General features: G+C 65.0%; 17 protein-coding genes. 7 read left to right on the top strand and 10 right to left on the bottom strand.

The features are described 5' to 3' along the window. Window positions 1–4: 4 nt before the first annotated feature. The gene (locus tag CXX84_RS11060) at window positions 5–298 is read left to right on the top strand and encodes a DUF503 domain-containing protein (RefSeq protein WP_102976760.1); all 294 of its coding nucleotides are present in this window, start codon (window positions 5–7) and stop codon (window positions 296–298) included. Here CXX84_RS11060 and CXX84_RS11065 read toward each other — a convergent pair whose 3' ends face one another. From CXX84_RS11065 to purS, 4 genes are all read right to left on the bottom strand, one after another. Beyond that, window positions 299–1,123 carry a GDSL-type esterase/lipase family protein gene (locus CXX84_RS11065; RefSeq protein ID WP_189337565.1) on the bottom strand — a complete coding sequence of 275 codons (825 nt, stop codon included), beginning with the start codon at window positions 1,121–1,123 and terminating at the stop codon, window positions 299–301. It abuts the gene before it with no gap. Between the two features lie 102 nt (window positions 1,124–1,225). Further along, complete coding sequence (gene purL, locus CXX84_RS11070) at window positions 1,226–3,535, bottom strand: phosphoribosylformylglycinamidine synthase subunit PurL (RefSeq protein ID WP_102976762.1); 2,310 nt, start codon at window positions 3,533–3,535, stop codon at window positions 1,226–1,228. Beyond that, the gene (gene purQ / locus CXX84_RS11075) at window positions 3,532–4,311 is read right to left on the bottom strand and encodes a phosphoribosylformylglycinamidine synthase subunit PurQ (protein ID WP_102976763.1); all 780 of its coding nucleotides are present in this window, start codon (window positions 4,309–4,311) and stop codon (window positions 3,532–3,534) included. The genes purL and purQ overlap by 4 nt, the downstream gene beginning before the upstream one ends. A gap of 1 nt (window position 4,312) precedes the next feature. Beyond that, window positions 4,313–4,564, bottom strand: a complete 252-nt coding sequence (purS, locus tag CXX84_RS11080; protein ID WP_050056479.1) for a phosphoribosylformylglycinamidine synthase subunit PurS — start codon at window positions 4,562–4,564, stop codon at window positions 4,313–4,315. Window positions 4,565–4,845: 281 nt separating this feature from the next. Here purS and CXX84_RS11085 point away from each other — a divergent pair, with 281 nt between their 5' ends. After that, window positions 4,846–5,031 (top strand): hypothetical protein, encoded by a 186-nt coding sequence (locus CXX84_RS11085; protein WP_102976764.1) that lies wholly within the window; start codon window positions 4,846–4,848, stop codon window positions 5,029–5,031. A 279-nt stretch (window positions 5,032–5,310) separates the two neighbouring features. Next, window positions 5,311–8,415 carry a S8 family serine peptidase gene (locus tag CXX84_RS11090; RefSeq protein ID WP_102976765.1) on the top strand — a complete coding sequence of 1,035 codons (3,105 nt, stop codon included), beginning with the start codon at window positions 5,311–5,313 and terminating at the stop codon, window positions 8,413–8,415. A 70-nt stretch (window positions 8,416–8,485) separates the two neighbouring features. Here the strand turns inward: CXX84_RS11090 and CXX84_RS11095 are convergent, their stop codons facing one another. Genes CXX84_RS11095 through CXX84_RS11110 form a run of 4 tightly spaced genes read right to left on the bottom strand, consistent with a single transcriptional unit; the run spans window position 8,486 to window position 10,876 of the window. Continuing rightward, window positions 8,486–8,833 (bottom strand): serine protease inhibitor, encoded by a 348-nt coding sequence (locus tag CXX84_RS11095; protein ID WP_102976766.1) that lies wholly within the window; start codon window positions 8,831–8,833, stop codon window positions 8,486–8,488. Then, window positions 8,830–9,780 (bottom strand): 3-methyladenine DNA glycosylase, encoded by a 951-nt coding sequence (locus CXX84_RS11100; RefSeq protein WP_189337566.1) that lies wholly within the window; start codon window positions 9,778–9,780, stop codon window positions 8,830–8,832. The genes CXX84_RS11095 and CXX84_RS11100 overlap by 4 nt, the downstream gene beginning before the upstream one ends. After that, window positions 9,740–10,384: an SSI family serine proteinase inhibitor gene (locus tag CXX84_RS11105; RefSeq protein ID WP_102976768.1), complete on the bottom strand. Its 645-nt coding sequence runs from the start codon at window positions 10,382–10,384 to the stop codon at window positions 9,740–9,742. The genes CXX84_RS11100 and CXX84_RS11105 overlap by 41 nt, the downstream gene beginning before the upstream one ends. A 9-nt stretch (window positions 10,385–10,393) precedes the next feature. Next, window positions 10,394–10,876, bottom strand: a complete 483-nt coding sequence (locus CXX84_RS11110; protein ID WP_102976769.1) for a MarR family winged helix-turn-helix transcriptional regulator — start codon at window positions 10,874–10,876, stop codon at window positions 10,394–10,396. Window positions 10,877–10,953: 77 nt separating this feature from the next. Between CXX84_RS11110 and CXX84_RS11115 the strand changes: the two genes are divergently transcribed. After that, window positions 10,954–11,196: a hypothetical protein gene (locus CXX84_RS11115; protein ID WP_102976770.1), complete on the top strand. Its 243-nt coding sequence runs from the start codon at window positions 10,954–10,956 to the stop codon at window positions 11,194–11,196. Between the two features lie 117 nt (window positions 11,197–11,313). Beyond that, a complete protein-coding gene (locus tag CXX84_RS11120; RefSeq protein WP_102976909.1) occupies window positions 11,314–11,529 on the top strand; it encodes a hypothetical protein in 216 nt (71 codons plus the stop codon). Between the two features lie 111 nt (window positions 11,530–11,640). Here CXX84_RS11120 and CXX84_RS11125 read toward each other — a convergent pair whose 3' ends face one another. Beyond that, on the bottom strand, window positions 11,641–12,999 hold the full coding sequence (locus CXX84_RS11125) for an aspartate kinase (protein ID WP_102976771.1): 1,359 nt from the start codon (window positions 12,997–12,999) through the stop codon (window positions 11,641–11,643). A 234-nt stretch (window positions 13,000–13,233) separates the two neighbouring features. Here CXX84_RS11125 and CXX84_RS11130 point away from each other — a divergent pair, with 234 nt between their 5' ends. Both CXX84_RS11130 and CXX84_RS11135 read left to right on the top strand, forming a co-directional pair. Beyond that, window positions 13,234–14,199 (top strand): ABC transporter ATP-binding protein, encoded by a 966-nt coding sequence (locus CXX84_RS11130; protein WP_223253066.1) that lies wholly within the window; start codon window positions 13,234–13,236, stop codon window positions 14,197–14,199. Continuing rightward, window positions 14,196–15,329 carry an ABC transporter permease gene (locus tag CXX84_RS11135; RefSeq protein WP_223253067.1) on the top strand — a complete coding sequence of 378 codons (1,134 nt, stop codon included), beginning with the start codon at window positions 14,196–14,198 and terminating at the stop codon, window positions 15,327–15,329. Before CXX84_RS11130 ends, CXX84_RS11135 begins: the two co-directional genes overlap by 4 nt. A gap of 42 nt (window positions 15,330–15,371) precedes the next feature. Here CXX84_RS11135 and recR read toward each other — a convergent pair whose 3' ends face one another. Beyond that, a complete protein-coding gene (gene recR, locus CXX84_RS11140; RefSeq protein WP_102976774.1) occupies window positions 15,372–15,971 on the bottom strand; it encodes a recombination mediator RecR in 600 nt (199 codons plus the stop codon). Between the last annotated feature and the right edge of the window lie 35 nt (window positions 15,972–16,006).

Raw genomic sequence — 16,006 nt, forward strand, 5'->3', positions numbered from 1 at the left:
AGCCATGTGGATCGGCTGGATCGAATTCGACATCCTCCTGGGAGACGTCCAAAGCCTGAAGGAAAAACGCTCGGTGATCAGGCCCTTGCTGGCTGACATCAAGCGGCGTTTCGAGGTTTCGGTCGCGGAGGTGGGTGATCACGCCCAGCACCGGCGCTCGCAGGTCGGCGTCGGCCTGGTGGCAGCCGACCGGGCCCACCTCGTGGAAGTGCTGGACGCCGTCGAACGCTTTGTGGCTGCGCGCCCGGAGTTCGAACTGCTCAGCGCACGCCAGCGGGACCACCACAGCGAGGATTGATCACCGGGCCTCCCACGCCTCTGTCCAAGTTATGTCGGCGAGTGTGGACTGGCCCCTGAGGCTCGGGTGGAAGTAGTCCAGGATGCTCATATCCTCCGGGCTCGGCACATGCGCGTAAAGGGCTCCGCCATCATGGCGGCAGCTTGTGTACTGGGCGCACGATTGTGCCAAGGCGGCGTTGAAGGCCTCCTGGCGCCGGACCACCTCCTGCCGGGCCTCCTCGCTGGCAGAAACGGCCAGCATTGACTGGCAGGCCCCCGAAGCTGACCAGGCGGACTGCGCTGCAGGGTCCTCTCGAAGGACATGCCACAGCTGGTAAAGGCTGGGGATGCTGCTGACGAATACCCGGGGCCGTGGCTCCGTCCGGTCCAGTATTTCCAATGCCTGGGTCACCGAGGCCCTGAAGTCCTCCACCGGCGTCATGGTCTCGAGCGATGACGTGCAAAGATCATTCGCGCCCATCAGCACCGTGACATATTCGGGCCGGTGCCCGGCTGCTGCCGCAGCCTGGCGCGGCAAATCCGAAGCCTTCGCCCCGCTGACGGAGTGATTGGCGTTGTTTCCCCTGATGGCCGGGCCCAGCTGGAGCAGCCGTTCGTAGTGGCTGGCCACGCCATCACCGGGACCGTCTCCGGTTGACCAGGACTGTGCCGGCTGGTCGCCGGGCCGGCAGCATGCATTATTGGCCTGGCTCAGTGAGTCCCCCAGGGCAGCCATGCTCCGGGGATACACGGCTTCCGCTGCTGTCTGGGGTGTTGGTGCCGCAGCCAGCGTGACAAGGATCAGCAGCAGCAGGACACTGAGGTACCGCGGCAACGTGCGCACAGCACGATTAAAGCGGAAATCCGCGCCCATCAGGACGTCCGCACCCGGTCAGGGGTGGGACGTCCGGATCAGGCGCGGACCCGATGCAGCGGTGCCGGGACCTTAGCCGAAGTACTTCGGCAGCGTACCCTCGTGCGCTTCGCGGAGGGCGTCCAGGGACAGCGCCTCCACACCGTTGATCTCCAGGGTGCCGCTGGCCGCGTCCACCACGCCGATGCGGGTGTGGGCGAAGCCGCGGGCGGTGCACATGTCCGTGAAGCGGACTTCCTCGGAGCGGGGGACGCCCACGACGGCGCGGCCCTGGGACTCGGAGAAGAGCGCCGTGAACAGGTCCACGCCGTCCCGGTCCAGGACATCCTGCAGCGCGATCCGGGCACCCACGCCGTAGCGGAGCGAGGATTCCACGAGGGCTGCCGCGAGGCCGCCTTCGGAGAGGTCGTGCGCGGAGTCGATCATGCCGTCCCGCGATGCATTGATCAGGATTTCGCCCAGCGCGCGTTCTGCCTCGAGGTCAACCTCCGGCGGCTGGCCGCCCAGGTGGCCGCGCATGTTCGCCCACTCGGAACCGTCCAGCTCAGCACCCGTGGTGCCCAGCAGGTAGATGGCCTGGCCGTCCTCGCGCCAGCCCGACGGCGTGCGCCGGGCAACGTCGTCGAGCTTGCCCAGGACTGCCACCACGGGGGAGGGGTGGATGGGTGTGGTGCCCGTCTGGTTGTACAGCGAGACGTTGCCGCCGGTGACCGGGATGCCCAGCACCATGCAGGCGTCGGACAGGCCGCGGATGGCTTCGGCGAGCTGCCACATGACATCCGGGTCCTCCGGGGAGCCGAAGTTCAGGCAGTCACTGACGGCCATCGGGACGGCGCCCGAGGTGGCCACGTTGCGGTAGGCCTCAGCCAGGGCCAGCTGTGCACCATGGTACGGATCCAGGTAGGTGTAGCGGCCGTTGGCATCGGTGGCCAAGGCAACTCCCAGTCCGGTTTCCTCGTCCACCCGGACCACGCCGGCGTCGTCGGGGAACGCCATGGAGGTGTTGCCGCCCACGTAGCGGTCGTACTGGTCCGTGATCCAGGACTTGGAGCACATGTTCGGCGATGCCACCAGCTCGGTGACGGCTTTGGCCAGTTCAGCCGGGGCAGCCGGACGGCCTGCGTCCTGCACGGAGCCGGTGAAGGTGTCGGCCTGGACGGCATCCTGCCATTCCGGACGGGCGTATGGACGGTCGTAGACCGGGCCGTCGTGCGCCACGGTGCGGGGATCGACGTCGACGATCACGTCGCCTTCCCAGGTGATGATGAGGCGGCCGGTGTCGGTCACCTCACCGAGCCAGGAGTACTCCACGGCCCACTTGTCCATGACGGCCTCGAACGCTTCCACGTTCTCCGGCGTGACAACGGCCATCATGCGTTCCTGCGACTCGGACATCAGGATCTCGCCCGGGGTCAGCGTGGGGTCGCGCAGCAGCACGGAGGTGAGCTCCACCTGCATGCCGCCGTCGCCGTTGGAGGCGAGCTCGGACGTGGCGCAGGAGATGCCTGCCGCGCCGAGGTCCTGGATGCCTTCCACCAGCGAGCCCTTGAAGAGCTCCAGGCAGCACTCGATCAGGACCTTCTCGGCGAAGGGGTCGCCCACCTGGACGGCGGGGCGCTTGGACGGCTTGGTGTCGTCAAAGGACTCGGATGCCAGCACGGAGGCGCCGCCGATCCCGTCGCCGCCGGTACGCGCACCGAACAGGACCACCTTGTTGCCCTTGCCGGAGGCATTGGCCAGGCGGATGTCCTCGTGCCGCATGACGCCCACGGCGAGGGCGTTGACCAGCGGGTTGCCCTGGTAGACGGAATCGAACACCATTTCGCCGCCGATGTTCGGCAGGCCCAGCGAGTTGCCGTAGCCGCCGATGCCGGCAACCGCACCGTGCATGACGCGGGCGGTGTCCGGGTGGTCGATGGCACCGAAGCGCAGCGGGTCCATGACGGCCACGGGGCGGGCGCCCATGGAGATAATGTCGCGGACAATGCCGCCGATGCCGGTTGCGGCACCCTGGTAGGGCTCAACGAACGACGGCGAGTTGTGGGATTCGATCTTGAAGGTCACGGCCCAGCCGTCCCCCAGGTTGGTCACGCCGGCGTTTTCGCCGATGCCCACCAGCATGTCCTTCTTCATTTCCTCCGTGACCTTCTGGCCGAACTGGCGCAGGTGGTTCTTGGAGGACTTGTAGGAGCAGTGCTCGCTCCACATGACGGAGTACATGGCCAGTTCAGCGCCGGTGGGGCGGCGGCCCAGGACTTTGACGATCTCGTCGAACTCGTTCTGCTTCAGGCCCAGTTCGGCCCACGGCAGCCCGGTGTCCGGAGTCTTCGCGGCGTTTTCGACGGTGTCAATGTTGAATTTCTTGGTGGTGTCGATGCTCACTTGCCGGCTCCCACAATCTTGGTCAGTACGGAGGTGAAGAAGCCCAGGCCGTCGGTGTCCGACCCGCCGATGCCATCGAGGGACTCGGGGCCGAAGCCCGGCTCCACAGCGTGCTCGGGGTGCGGCATAAGGCCCACCACGTTGCCGGCGGCGTTGGAGATGCCGGCGATGTCGCGGCGTGAGCCGTTGGGGTTGAAACCGACGTAGCGGAACACTACGCGGCCCTCGGCCTCAAGGGCGTCCAGGGTTTTTTCATCCGCGATGTACTGGCCGTCCTGGTTTTTCAGCGGGATGGTGATCTCCTGGCCCGCTTCGTAATCCACGGTCCACGCAGTGTTGCTGTTTTCCACGCGCAGCACCTGATCGCGGCACAGGAACTTCAGGTGGTCGTTCTTGATCATCGAACCAGGCAGCAGGTGCGATTCGGTGAGGATCTGGAAGCCGTTGCAGATGCCCAGGACGGGAAGCCTGGCGTCACTGTTGGCGGCGTCGATGATCCTGGACATCAGCGGCGCGAAGCGCGCGATGGCGCCGGCGCGCAGGTAATCGCCGTAGGAGAAGCCGCCGGGGATGATTACAGCGTCCACGTCACCGAGTCCGCTGTCACCGTGCCAGAGTTCGACGGCGGTGCCGCCGGCGAGGCGGACGGCGCGGGCGGCGTCACGGTCATCGAGGGTCCCGGGGAAGGTGACGACGCCGATCCTTGCGCCCGCGAGCCTGCCGGCGCCGGGAGCGTCGGAGGCGGGTGCTCCGCCGATCAGGGGAAGTTCAGTCATGTCAGGCCTCGACGACCTCGACGTTGACGACGTCCTCGATCACGGGGTTGGACAGGAGGGTGGCTGCGGCGTCGCGCGCCTGGGCCAGGATGTCCTCGGTCACCTCGCCGTCAACCGTCAGTTCGAAACGCTTGCCCTGGCGGACAGAGCTGAAGCTGGTGAAACCCAAACGGGGGAGCGCGCCGACGATCGCCTTCCCCTGCGGGTCCAGAATCTCGGGCTTGGGCATGACGTCAACAACGATCCGGGGCATCCGGTAACTCCTGTGCGTGAGCTTGGGTAAGGGCGCAGCGGAGTGGTGCCGTCTCACGCCGTTCCTGGTGTCCGGAACACGTTGTGTTAGACATTGTGTCAGACGTTGAGGACGGGCGCTCCGCGAGCTTGCCAGTCCATTCTACCGGCCGGAGCGCCACACACTGTATTCCGCTGATTCGGCCCCGGCGAGTGCTTGTTTCCTGCCGCGCCCGGCATCACGCCACAGGGTTTCCGCCACGGGATCTGGAGTTGAGCGTGAGGCGTCACTAGGATTGCTGAATGGCTGATAAACCGAAATCCGTGCTGTTGCCCATGGTCGCTGCAGCGGTGTTCGCAGGGCTGGGCCGCATGGTGCTCCAGAAGATTAAGGCCGACCGTTTCGCCAAGGACAACAGGGTGGCTGGACCCGTGGATGAAAAGACCAGGCAGTGGATCAGCGACGTAGTCCGCACGCCGCGCCAGTAGGAACCAATGCTTGGTGCGCGGTCCCTCGGGGCGCCCTTCGGGGCGCCCTTTTTAGTGTCCGGCGGGTGTTCCCGCCACTCCCTTTGACTGGCTTAAATTTCCCTTTTGTGTCCTATGTCATATTTCGCTCTCAGTCTGTACTCTTTGAATCGGCTGGTCTCACGAAATGACAAGATCTGTAACTTCGCGTGCCATGCCAAGTCGTTTCGGGCCCCCAACCCTTGGCTGGGCCGGTACATCGTGAAAGGTTTGCACGTGAGATCTACTGGAAAGAGCCCCATGCGGGGCGGGGGATTCCGGAAGGCTGCGGCGCTTGCCGTGGGCTTGCCGCTCCTCCTCACCTCGATGGCCATGAGTCCCGCCACCGCGGCGCCGGCCGGGCAGGACAACGCAGTCACTGCCAGGAAAACTGCACCCGCCGACTTCAAGGACGGGCGCTACATTGTTGTCCTGGCAGGGGCAGCCGCGGCAGCCTATGAAGGCGAGACGGCAGGGCTCGGCGCCACCAAGCCGCAGAACGGGCGGAAGCTGGACGCGGGAAGCCCGAATTACAAGGCCTACGACGCACACCTCCGCAAGCAGCAAAGGGACGTAGCTGCCAGCCAGGGAGTCACCCCGGGAAAGCAGTACACCGCTGCCCTCAATGGCTTTACCGCAGAACTCACTGCTGCCCAGGCCATGGAGCTGTCCAAGGACGAGCGCGTGCTGGTGGTCGCACCCGACGTGGAGAACAAGCCTGACTACACCACCACGGACTTCCTCAAGCTGACGGGCCCCGACGGAGTCTGGGCCAAGCAGTTCGGCGGCGAAGCCAACGCGGGCAAGGGCGTGGTTGTGGGGGTCATAGACTCCGGCTACGCTCCGGACAATCCCTTCCTCCAGGGTGACCCGGTCCAGCCGCTCAGCGGCCCGGCGCAGGTAGGCGTGCCCTACCGCACTGCCGAGGGCCGCATCGCCATGCTCAAGGCCGACGGCACCACGTTTGAGGGTGAATGCCAGAAGGGCCAGGGCTCGGGGGCTTCGTTCGACGGCTCCCTGTGCAACTCCAAGGTGGTAGGCGCCAGGTACTTCGCAGATACCTTCATGCAGTACGTCGCTCCTGAGAACCGGGCCCCGGAGGAACTCATCTCCCCGGTGGACGTAGGCAGCCACGGTACCCACACCGCCACCACCGCAGCCGGCAACGCCAACGTGGAACAGGTGATCGACGGCTCGAGCTTCGGCAAGAGCTCCGGCGTTGCTCCCGCTGCCAAAGTCTCGGTCTACAAGGTGTGTTGGGAAGACACCAACCCTGACACCGGAGGCTGCTACTCCTCCGCTTCCGTCGAGGCAGTCGAGGCGGCCATCAAAGACGGCGTCGACGTCCTGAACTACTCCATCTCCGGAAACAACAACAACACCACCGACCCCGTGGCCCTGGCGTTCCTCAACGCGGCCGCTGCCGGTGTCTTCGTCTCCGCTTCCGCCGGAAACTCCGGTCCCACTGTGTCCACCGTCAACCACGCCTCCCCGTGGCTCACGACCGTTGCCGCGTCAACGTTCCCCAGTGACCTTCTGGGCACGGTCAAGGTCTCCGACGGATCGATATACCGCGGAGCATCGATCATGAAGTCCGAAGTTGCTGACAAGCCTGTGGTGGTTGCAGCGGCAGCGGCAGCAGCAGGAGCAGCGAACGCCAACCTCTGCGGCCCCGGTACCCTGGACGCTGCCAAGGTAGCAGGCAAGGTAGTTGTCTGCGACCGCGGTGTTGTGGACAGGACAGCGAAGAGCCAGGAAGTCCAGGACAAGGGCGGCGTGGGCATGATCCTGGTGAACCTCACCAGCAGCTCCGAAGATGCTGATAACCATGTGCTGCCCACTGTCCACGTCAACGCCCCCAAGAGCCTGGAACTGAAGTCGAAGCTGGAAGCAAACTCCGCCTTGACAGTCAGCCTGGTCAAGGGAGACCGCACAGGCGAACCCGCTTCCCCGGCACCACAGATTGCCGGCTTCTCCTCCCGTGGGCCCACACTTGCCGCCGGTGGCGACCTCCTGAAGCCCGACATCGCTGCCCCGGGCGTCAACGTCCTGGCGGGTGTGTCCACCATTGGTAATGACGGTGACCAGTTCGGCTTTATGTCCGGTACTTCAATGGCTGCCCCGCATATTGCCGGCTTCGGCGCGCTTGTGCTTGGCAAGCAGCCCACCTGGTCTCCCGCGACGGTCAAGTCGGCCATGATGACCACTGCCTACCCGCTGGTGAACGCCGACGGTTCGCCCAACGTGGATCCGTTCCAGGGCGGCGCCGGCCACATCGACTCAACCCGGGTCCTGGATCCGGGCCTGGTCTACAACTCCGGCATCAAAGACTGGCTTGGCTTCCTCAACGGCCAGGGCGTGGACACCGGCGCACCTCAGGCAGGCACCATCGCTGCACGGGACCTGAACGTTCCGTCCATCGCACTGGGAAGCCTGGTGGGTGAGGTCCAGGTGAAGCGCAAGCTGACCGCCCTCGTCCCCGGAATGTACCGGCCCGAGGTCAGCATGCCCGGCTTTGACGTCCAGGTGGAGCCGAAGGCGCTGAACTTCGCCAAGGCGGGCCAGACCCGCGAGGTTACCCTCACCATCAGGAACCTGAGCGCCCCGGTGGGCAAGTTCAGCACAGGAACCCTCACCTGGAAGGGCCCACGGACAGTGAGCTCACCCATCGCCATCCGCCCCGTTGATGCCCAGATCGCTCCGTCCTTCTCCTTCAGCTCGGCCACGGGCAACGGGAGCGGCACGATGGAACTGGTGTCAGGTTCGGACAACCCCATCAACGTGGGGGTGGAGGGACTGGCTCCGCTGAACCAGACCGCCATCACCAAGACCCCCGGTGAGTACGCTGCCCGTGACGACGAGCACAACGCGGTCGTCAAGGTGACGGTCCCGCAGGGAGCCTCATTCGCCCGCCTCGGTGTGCAGGCGCAGAAGGACGACGTCGACTGGGACATGGTGGTGTATGCACCCAACGCCGCGGGAAGCCTGACGGCAACCCAGGTGGCAACCGCTTCCGCCAGTGAATTCCTGGACCTGCAGTCTCCCCGCTCGGGAACGTACTACATCGTGGCCAACCTCTATTCGACGCCTGACAACGGGGCGGCCAGCGCCTCCGTCCAAGCAGTGACGTTTGCAGGTGACGCAGGGAACCTTACGGTTGAACCAAATCCGATCCTGGCTCCGAACGGAACCGCTACCTCGGCAACACTGTCCTGGACCGGTCTCGCTGACGGTGCCTACCTGTCCCGGCTGAGCCTGGGCAGCAACGGCATCAAGACCTGGGTCAACGTCCAGGTGGGCGCTGCGCCCGTCGCCCCTGCGGGAGCCCCGCAGATGGCACTCGTGGACGCAATCCCTGCCGCCTAACGGCTTCACCTAGCAAAGGCAGGATCCCGGGCGTTCAACCGCCCGGGATCCTGTCTTTTGTCCAACGGGCCTAGGTGCGCCCGGATCCTCCGCCGGCGCCCCCGAGCAAAGGAGCCATGGCTTTCCAGCGGGAGATTTCGCAGCCGTCGGTCCGGGTGAACACGGAATCGACGCTGCGTCCGTGAAATGTTCCCGTGACCACCGCTACCTGGGGCCCGCCGTACTGCTGCGTGCACAACCGGGGCGGGCCGGGTTTGGGGAAAAAGATACTTTCGCCGTACTGTTCCACGGCCGCCAGGGCGGCATCGGGGTCAGGTACGGTGCTGTCAGGTTTTGCCGTACCACCGTCGGCCACCAGCCGGAACACGTATTCGGCGGCGTCAGGATTTTCCCGAAGCCTGACGGTCAGGTCGATCACGCGGGCACCATCCTGGCCACTGTATCCAGCCCAACGGCGAGCTTTTCCCGAAGTGCTGCTGCCTCAGCGGCAAAAGAGCGCTGATACTCCACGTACTCCGCCTTGCCTTGGGGCGTCTCAATGGGAATCGCGGGATAGCCCCACTCCGCCAGGTCATAGGGGGAGGCCTGCATGTCCATGGCGCGGATCCGCCAGGACAACTCGAAGCAGTCCATGACCAGTTCGCTGGGCAGGGCCGGCAGCAGCTTGTAGGCCCACTTGTACAAGTCCATGTTGGCGTGGAGGCAGCCGGGCTGTTCCAGGTGGCGCTGGCTCTCCCGGCTCGGCGCAAACTCATTGAGCGGGACAGCATCGGCTGTGTAAAAGCGGAACGCATCGAAGTGGGTACAGCGGATCCGGTTGTCCTCCACCACTTTGTCCGTTCCGGCAGGTCCCAACCGCAGCTGCAGATACTCGTGGCGCAGGTCGAACCTGTCCTGGTGGTAGACCATCGCCCATTCGTGCAGCCCGAAGCAGCCGAACTGGGCGGGGCGGGCTGCAGTTCCACGCAGGATGATATTTGCGAAGGCAAGTGCCTCGCGGCGGTCCACGAGGAAAGCGTCCCGGTCAAAGGCGACGGCGGTGCTTCCTTCAGGCAGCCCCAGGAGGGCGAGCTCGCCGTCGTCGAGCTGCCGGTAATGCTTCCATCCGGAGCGCTCGGCAGCTTCCCGGCCCAGCAGGACGTGCCCTGCGCCGGGGTGCCACCGTCGCAACTGTCCCGGCTTATGCGTGTAGTAGGTGAACAGGAAGTCTTCCACCGGATGCTTCTTGCCTGCTGACCTGCGGGCGAGGTATGGGTCCGCGTAGCGGCTGACACGCTGGTGGTGGGCTTCCTCCAGCACCTGCCATTCGTCCGCCGCCAGGAGCCTAGGCTCCACCGGCAACACCAAGAACGTCCTTTGCCGCATCCCACGTGCTGATTTCACAGCCGTCGGTGCGCGCGAACTCCGCATCCACTGGTACCCCGTCCACAACTCCCGTGACGGTGGCTTTTTGCGGCCCGCCGTACTGCTGCGTGCAGGCCGCCTCAGTCCCGGGCCCGGAGGTGCTGAGCAGGCCGGCGTTTTCCTTCAATGCGGCACAGGCTGCCTCAGGGGCAGGATGCACGCTCTCGGCGTTAGGGACACCGTCTTCACAGACCAGGGTGTAGCTGGTCTCCGGTTGTCCCTCGGACGGGGTGATGATGATTGACAGCTCGACGTTGCCCTGGCCGGGCCCTGAAGGGGCGGCAGAAGGTTCGGGGGCGGGGGCAGGGACGGAGGTTTCGGCGTCGGCTGAGGGGCTGCTCGACGGCTCGGCCGATGCGGTGGCTGAGGGGGTGGGGGCTGCGGACGTTCCTCCGGTAGGGGTACCGCCGCCCTGTCCCGGGGAACATGCCGAAAGCAGGGTTGCGGCCAACAGCAGGGCAACGGCCTGCGTCCGCGTTCGGCGCTTGGAGGCCACGTTTGTGGGCACCGCCCGCCCGGAGATCCTGCCCGACGTCCTGCTTGTGGACCGTGCCCTGTCCTTCATCCCTTTATTCTACTGCTGGTCCTGCGTCTGTCTCTGATCGGATGTGGCAGCAATGAGCCCCATCATGGAGGTGTGGAGCTCGCTGACCTGGGCCCGGGTCAACCCCAGCCGTTCCATCATGGTTCCCGGAACCTTAAGGGCCTCCGCCCGGAGCGCCGCGCCTTCCTCCGTCAATTCGACGGCGAGGGCGCGCTCGTTGCCGTGCACGCGCCGTCGCGTAATCAGCCCGGCTGCTTCAAGCCGGCGGAGGAGCGGTGAGATGGTGGCAGGTTCCTGGGCGAGTGCGTCACTGATATTCCGGACGGTCCGTGGACTTTCCTCCCACAAGCACAACATCACCAGGTACTGCGGGTGGGTCAGGTTGAGCCGTTCGAGGACGGGCTTGTACGCACCCACAACACTCCGCGCGGCCACGGTCAGGGCGAAACACAGTTGGTGCTCGAGGAGCAGGTCTTCGTCCTGTGCCGCCTCGATGTTGTGTACCGTTTGCATGCGTCCTCCAACTGTTAGTGCACTAACTATTAGAGTACACTGTGTGCAGGAAGTGCGTCAGACAAGGAGCGGGTTTCATGGGTAACGCCAACTCACAGGGCAAGGAAAATGCCTCGCAACGTTTTATGCGGGCCACGGGCAGGCTCCGGGCCATCTTCGGCCCCGCAAACCGCTCATCCCTGGTCCACGACATGACCGAAGAAAACCGGCGGCTCCTGGCCCAGCGCGAAGCCGAGACCCAGCAGTGGGAGACCGTGACGCGGCCTGACGGCAGCACCTATGTTGTCCCCAGGAATCCGGAGGACAGATCACTCCGCTGATCCGGCCGGGCCGGCGGCCGGGAGCCTTTTGGCGCCTGCAGGCTTAGAATAAGGGCACTGGCTCCCGCAAGGAGGCAGGGCGTATTCCCCCCGATATCCGGGAAGGGGGTGGAAACAGTGGCACATGTAGTCAGCGGGTTCATGAGCCTTACAGACAGGCTCCGGTTCTTCTTTGGGCCAGCCGCGCGGCTGGACTCGGGTTCACCCGTGGTGCACAGGCACGACGCTTTCGAGCAGGCCTCGGAAGAGGAGTTGACGCACTTTATCGTGGAAACCGACTCGACCGGCCATCACTACGCTGTACGCCGCGAAGATCTCGACAGGCAAGGCTGAACCAGCCCAGGCTGTTACGGGTATTCCGCAGCAGGACAATAATGCAGGGCAAACAAAAAGCCGGGCCTCTTCCGTTGTAACGGAGGAGGCCCGGCTTTTTGGGTTCTACGGCTAGCGGCCGGTGCCACCGTAAACAGTAGCTTCGTTTTCGCTGTCCAGGTCAAAGGCCCGGTGGATGACGCGGACAGCCTCATCGAGCAGATCTGCGTGGGTCACCACCGAGATGCGGATCTCGGAGGTGGAAATCATGTTGATGTTGATGCCGGCGTCGGAGAGTGCCTTGAAGAACGTCGCCGATACGCCCGGGTGGGAGCGCATCCCCGCGCCGATCAGCGACAGCTTGCCGATCTGCTCGTTGTACTCGATGGACTCGAATCCAATCTGGTCCTGCGCCGCGTGGAGGGCCGCCAGGGCGTCAGCGCCTTCCACGATGGGCAGGGTGAAGGAAATGTCCGTGCGGCCCGTGCCGTGGGTTGAGACGTTCTGCACGATCATGTCGATGTTCGAGTGGGCATCGGCGATGACCTGGAAGATAGCGGCTGCCTTGCCCGGGATGTCGGGGACACCAACTACCGTGACCTTGGCTTCGGAACGGTCATGCGCAACGCCGGAGATGATTGGCTGCTCCAAGGCAACTCCCTCTTGTGTGGTGATCTTGTCTTCGGCGCTGGGGATGACCCAGGTGCCTTCATGCTGGCTGAATGACGAGCGGACGTGCAGGGGGACGCCGAACCTGCGGGCGTACTCCACACAGCGCAGGTGCAGGATCTTGGCCCCGGAGGCCGCAAGTTCGAGCATCTCCTCACTGGAAATCCGCTCGATCTTCTGGGCGGAAGGGACCACGCGGGGATCGGCCGTGTAGATTCCGTCCACGTCCGTGTAGATCTCGCAGACGTCTGCTTCCAGGGCGGCCGCAAGCGCCACGGCAGTGGTGTCTGAGCCGCCGCGGCCCAGGGTGGTGATTTCATTGGTGGCGCGGCTCATGCCCTGGAAGCCGGCCACAATGGCGATGTTGCCCTTGTCCAAAGCCGTGCGGATCCGGTGGGGGTCGACGTCGATGATCCGGGCCTTGCCGTGAATGCCGTCGGTGATCATGCCGGCCTGCGAACCGGTGAATGACTGGGCAGAGGCGCCCAGCTTGTTGATGGCCATGGCCAGCAGGGCCATCGAGATACGCTCGCCTGCAGACAGCAGCATGTCCATTTCGCGGGCGGGGGCCGCATCGGTCACCTGGCCGGCGAGGTCCAGGAGCTCGTCAGTGGTGTCACCCATGGCCGAAACCACCACAACCACTTCGTTCCCTGCAGTCTGGGCGTCCACCACGCGTTTGGCCACCCGCTTGACGCCGTCGGCGTCCGCTACGGAGGATCCGCCGAACTTCTGCACGATAAGCTGCTTGGTCACCGCACGGCCCTCGGCGAGGCCCTGCAGCTGCGTGCCGTTGTGCACTTCGGTAGTGGGCGTACTCATGCGCGTACCTTCACTGGTCAATTGGAGTCCGGCCACACAGCCTTAACGCTGTGCTGGCCCTGACTGGGAACTAACGCCATTGACGGCGCGACTTCTGCCTCCAGTTTATCGCCGCCGGCAGCCCGCGGTTGAATTGTGACCATTTTCAGCGCCGGAGGGTGCCTGCTGGACAAGGAGCAGGCGTAGGCTCGGTAGGTCTGAAGGCATGGAACTGTGGGGGACAGGTGCGTATACATGGCAATGATTTCTGAGGTGCCGGGACATCCGGCCGGGCCGGAGTCCGCAGGTGGAATATCGGCACGGGGTGTCAGCAGAAGCTTCGGTGCCGTCCGGGCCGTGGAGCACATGGACTTCCACGCCCCTGCGGGCAAGGTGACCGCCCTGATCGGGCCCAACGGCGCAGGCAAGACGACGCTCCTGCTGATGCTGGCGTCGCTGCTGGCTCCGGATGAGGGCACCATCAGCGTGGGAGGGCTTGACCCCCGGCACGATCGGGCCGAGGTCCGAAAACACTTGGGCTGGATGCCGGACACGCTTGGTGTGTGGGAGTCGCTGACTGCCCGCGAGATCCTGACGCAGATGGCCCGCTTCTACCGTCTGCCTGCCCAAGGCCTTGGCGGGCGGGTCAGCAACATGCTGGAACGGGTCCGGCTGGCAGGGCTCGCCGACCAGTCCGCCCGGGTGCTGTCCCGTGGCCAGCAGCAGCGCCTCAGCCTTGCGCGCGCACTGATCCATGATCCGTCCGTCCTGCTCCTGGATGAGCCTGCCTCCGGCCTGGACCCTGGCTCGAGGGTGGAGCTCCGGATGATGTTGCGGCAGCTGGCGGCGGAGGGGAAAGCCGTAGTGGTCTCCTCCCATGTTCTCAGCGAACTTGACGAAATCGCGGACGGCGCCGTGTTTGTCAACAAGGGCCGCACTGTCCGCCAGCAGACCACGGCGGAGGCGGCCGCCGCCGGACGGCGCTACGCCGTTTCCGCGTCCGACCCGGCGGCCCTTGCCGCCAAACTGACGGAGCTGGGACTTGTGTTCCGCCGCCAGGAGGGACGCCGTCCGGCAGTAACCCTGATGCTGAATAACGACGGCGATGCGGAGCGCCTCCTGCGCGACCTGGTGCTGGCCGGCGTCGGAATTACGTCCTTTGCGCCCGCAACCGGCGCGCTGGAAGAGACCTACATGAACCTCGAGGGGGAGCTGCAGTGAGCCAATCAATGGACAACCGGCAGGATACCGCCGGAACCTCAGCCCCCGCCGCATACCTTGCCGGCATCAGGGACGTGGTGGTCCTTGAACTCAAGCAGCGGCTGCGTTCACGGGGCTGGTACATCATGCTGGCCATCTGGTTTGTCCTGACCGGCGTCGTCACGTGGCTGACCTGGGCCAGCTGGAACGCATCGCAGGCTGCCCAGGAGGCATACGGCGGCTTCCCGACGCCGGAGCCCTCCGGCCCTGGCTCCATGATTTTTGAAGTGGTCCTGGCATTTGTCCTGCTGTTCGCGTTGCTCGTTGCGCCCGCGTTGTCTGCCAACGCCATTACGGGCGACCGGTCGGGAGGAACACTGGCGATTCTGCAGGTCACCCTGCTTGAGCCCGGCCAAATCCTGTGGGGCAAGTTCTTTGCCGCCTGGCTGGCAGCCCTGGCGTTTCTGGTGGCCAGCGCACCGTTCCTGGTTATCGGCGTGGCGCTCGGCGGAATGACGCCGGGACATGTGCTCGTTGCGCTGCTGATGCTGGCCGTGGAAGTGGGAATCGTGTGTGCCCTGGGCGTGGGGATCTCAGCCCTGGCAGGGCGACCCTTGTTTGCAATCGTCGTGACCTACCTGACGGTGGCCGGGCTGGTCTTTGGCACGCTGATATCCTTCGGACTCGGTACAGGCCTCACCCAGGGCACGGTCATGGCCAGCAATCCCCAATACCGCCAATACGCGCCGCTGGAGTCCGGACCGTTCGGGCCTGCATACACCTGCTCCGGACCGCTCCGGGAACAACCCGCCCTCCGAACGGAGCGGGTTGCGTGGCTGCTGGGAATGAACCCCTTCGTGGTGGTAGCCGATGCCATCCCCTACCGCGACCGTACAAGCCAGGCGGGTTTCGCTTCGATCGGTGCCATCGAGGGAATCAGCCAGGCAGCCCGTCAGGCGATGGCAGGTCCCGACGGTACGGTCCCGTGCGCCAACGGCGTTGTCCAGCCGACGTACCTGGGACAGAAATCACCGCTGTGGCCGGTTGGGTTGGGGCTTCAGCTGGCGCTGTCTGCGCTGCTGATGCGGTTGGGGTGGCGCGCACTTCGAACCCCTGCCCGAAAGCTGGCACGGGGCGTACGCATCGCCTAGGCCTGGCCGTCCACCCGTGTGAACAATGCAGGTCAGGTCAGGTCAGGTCAGTGCATTGCGGCGGCCCTCAAACGCGCGTCCCAGGGTCACCTCATCCGCGTATTCGAGGTCTCCGCCCACCGGGAGGCCGGAGGCGAGCCGGGTTACGGCGATCCCGATGGTTTTGAGCATGCGGGCCAGGTAGGTCGCCGTGGCTTCACCCTCCAGGTTGGGGTCTGTGGCAATAATGACTTCCTGGATGGCGCCGTCATTGAGCCGGGTAAGCAGTTCGCGGATTCGGAGCTGCTCCGGTCCTACGCCTGCAATGGGATTAATGGCGCCGCCCAGCACATGGTAGCGGCCCCGGAACGAGCGGGTCCGCTCCACGGCCAGGACATCCTTTGATTCCTCCACGACGCAGATCACGGCTGGATCCCGGCGGGGGTCACGACAGATGTTGCAGAGTTCCTGCTCCGTGACGTTGCCGCAGACAGAGCAGAACTTCACCCGTTCCTTGACAGTGGTGATCGCCTCAACCAGCCGCTTCATGTCCTGGGGGTCAGCTTCAAGAATGTGGAACGCAAGCCGCTGGGCAGACTTGGGACCCACACCGGGAAGGCGTCCAAGCTCGTCGATCAGCTCCTGGACAGCACCTTCGTACACGTTTTCCTCTTTAGCTTGATGTGGTTAGCGGTAAA

The organism is Arthrobacter sp. AFG7.2 (genome assembly GCF_002892835.1).
Taxonomy (GTDB): Bacteria; Actinomycetota; Actinomycetes; order Actinomycetales; family Micrococcaceae; genus Arthrobacter.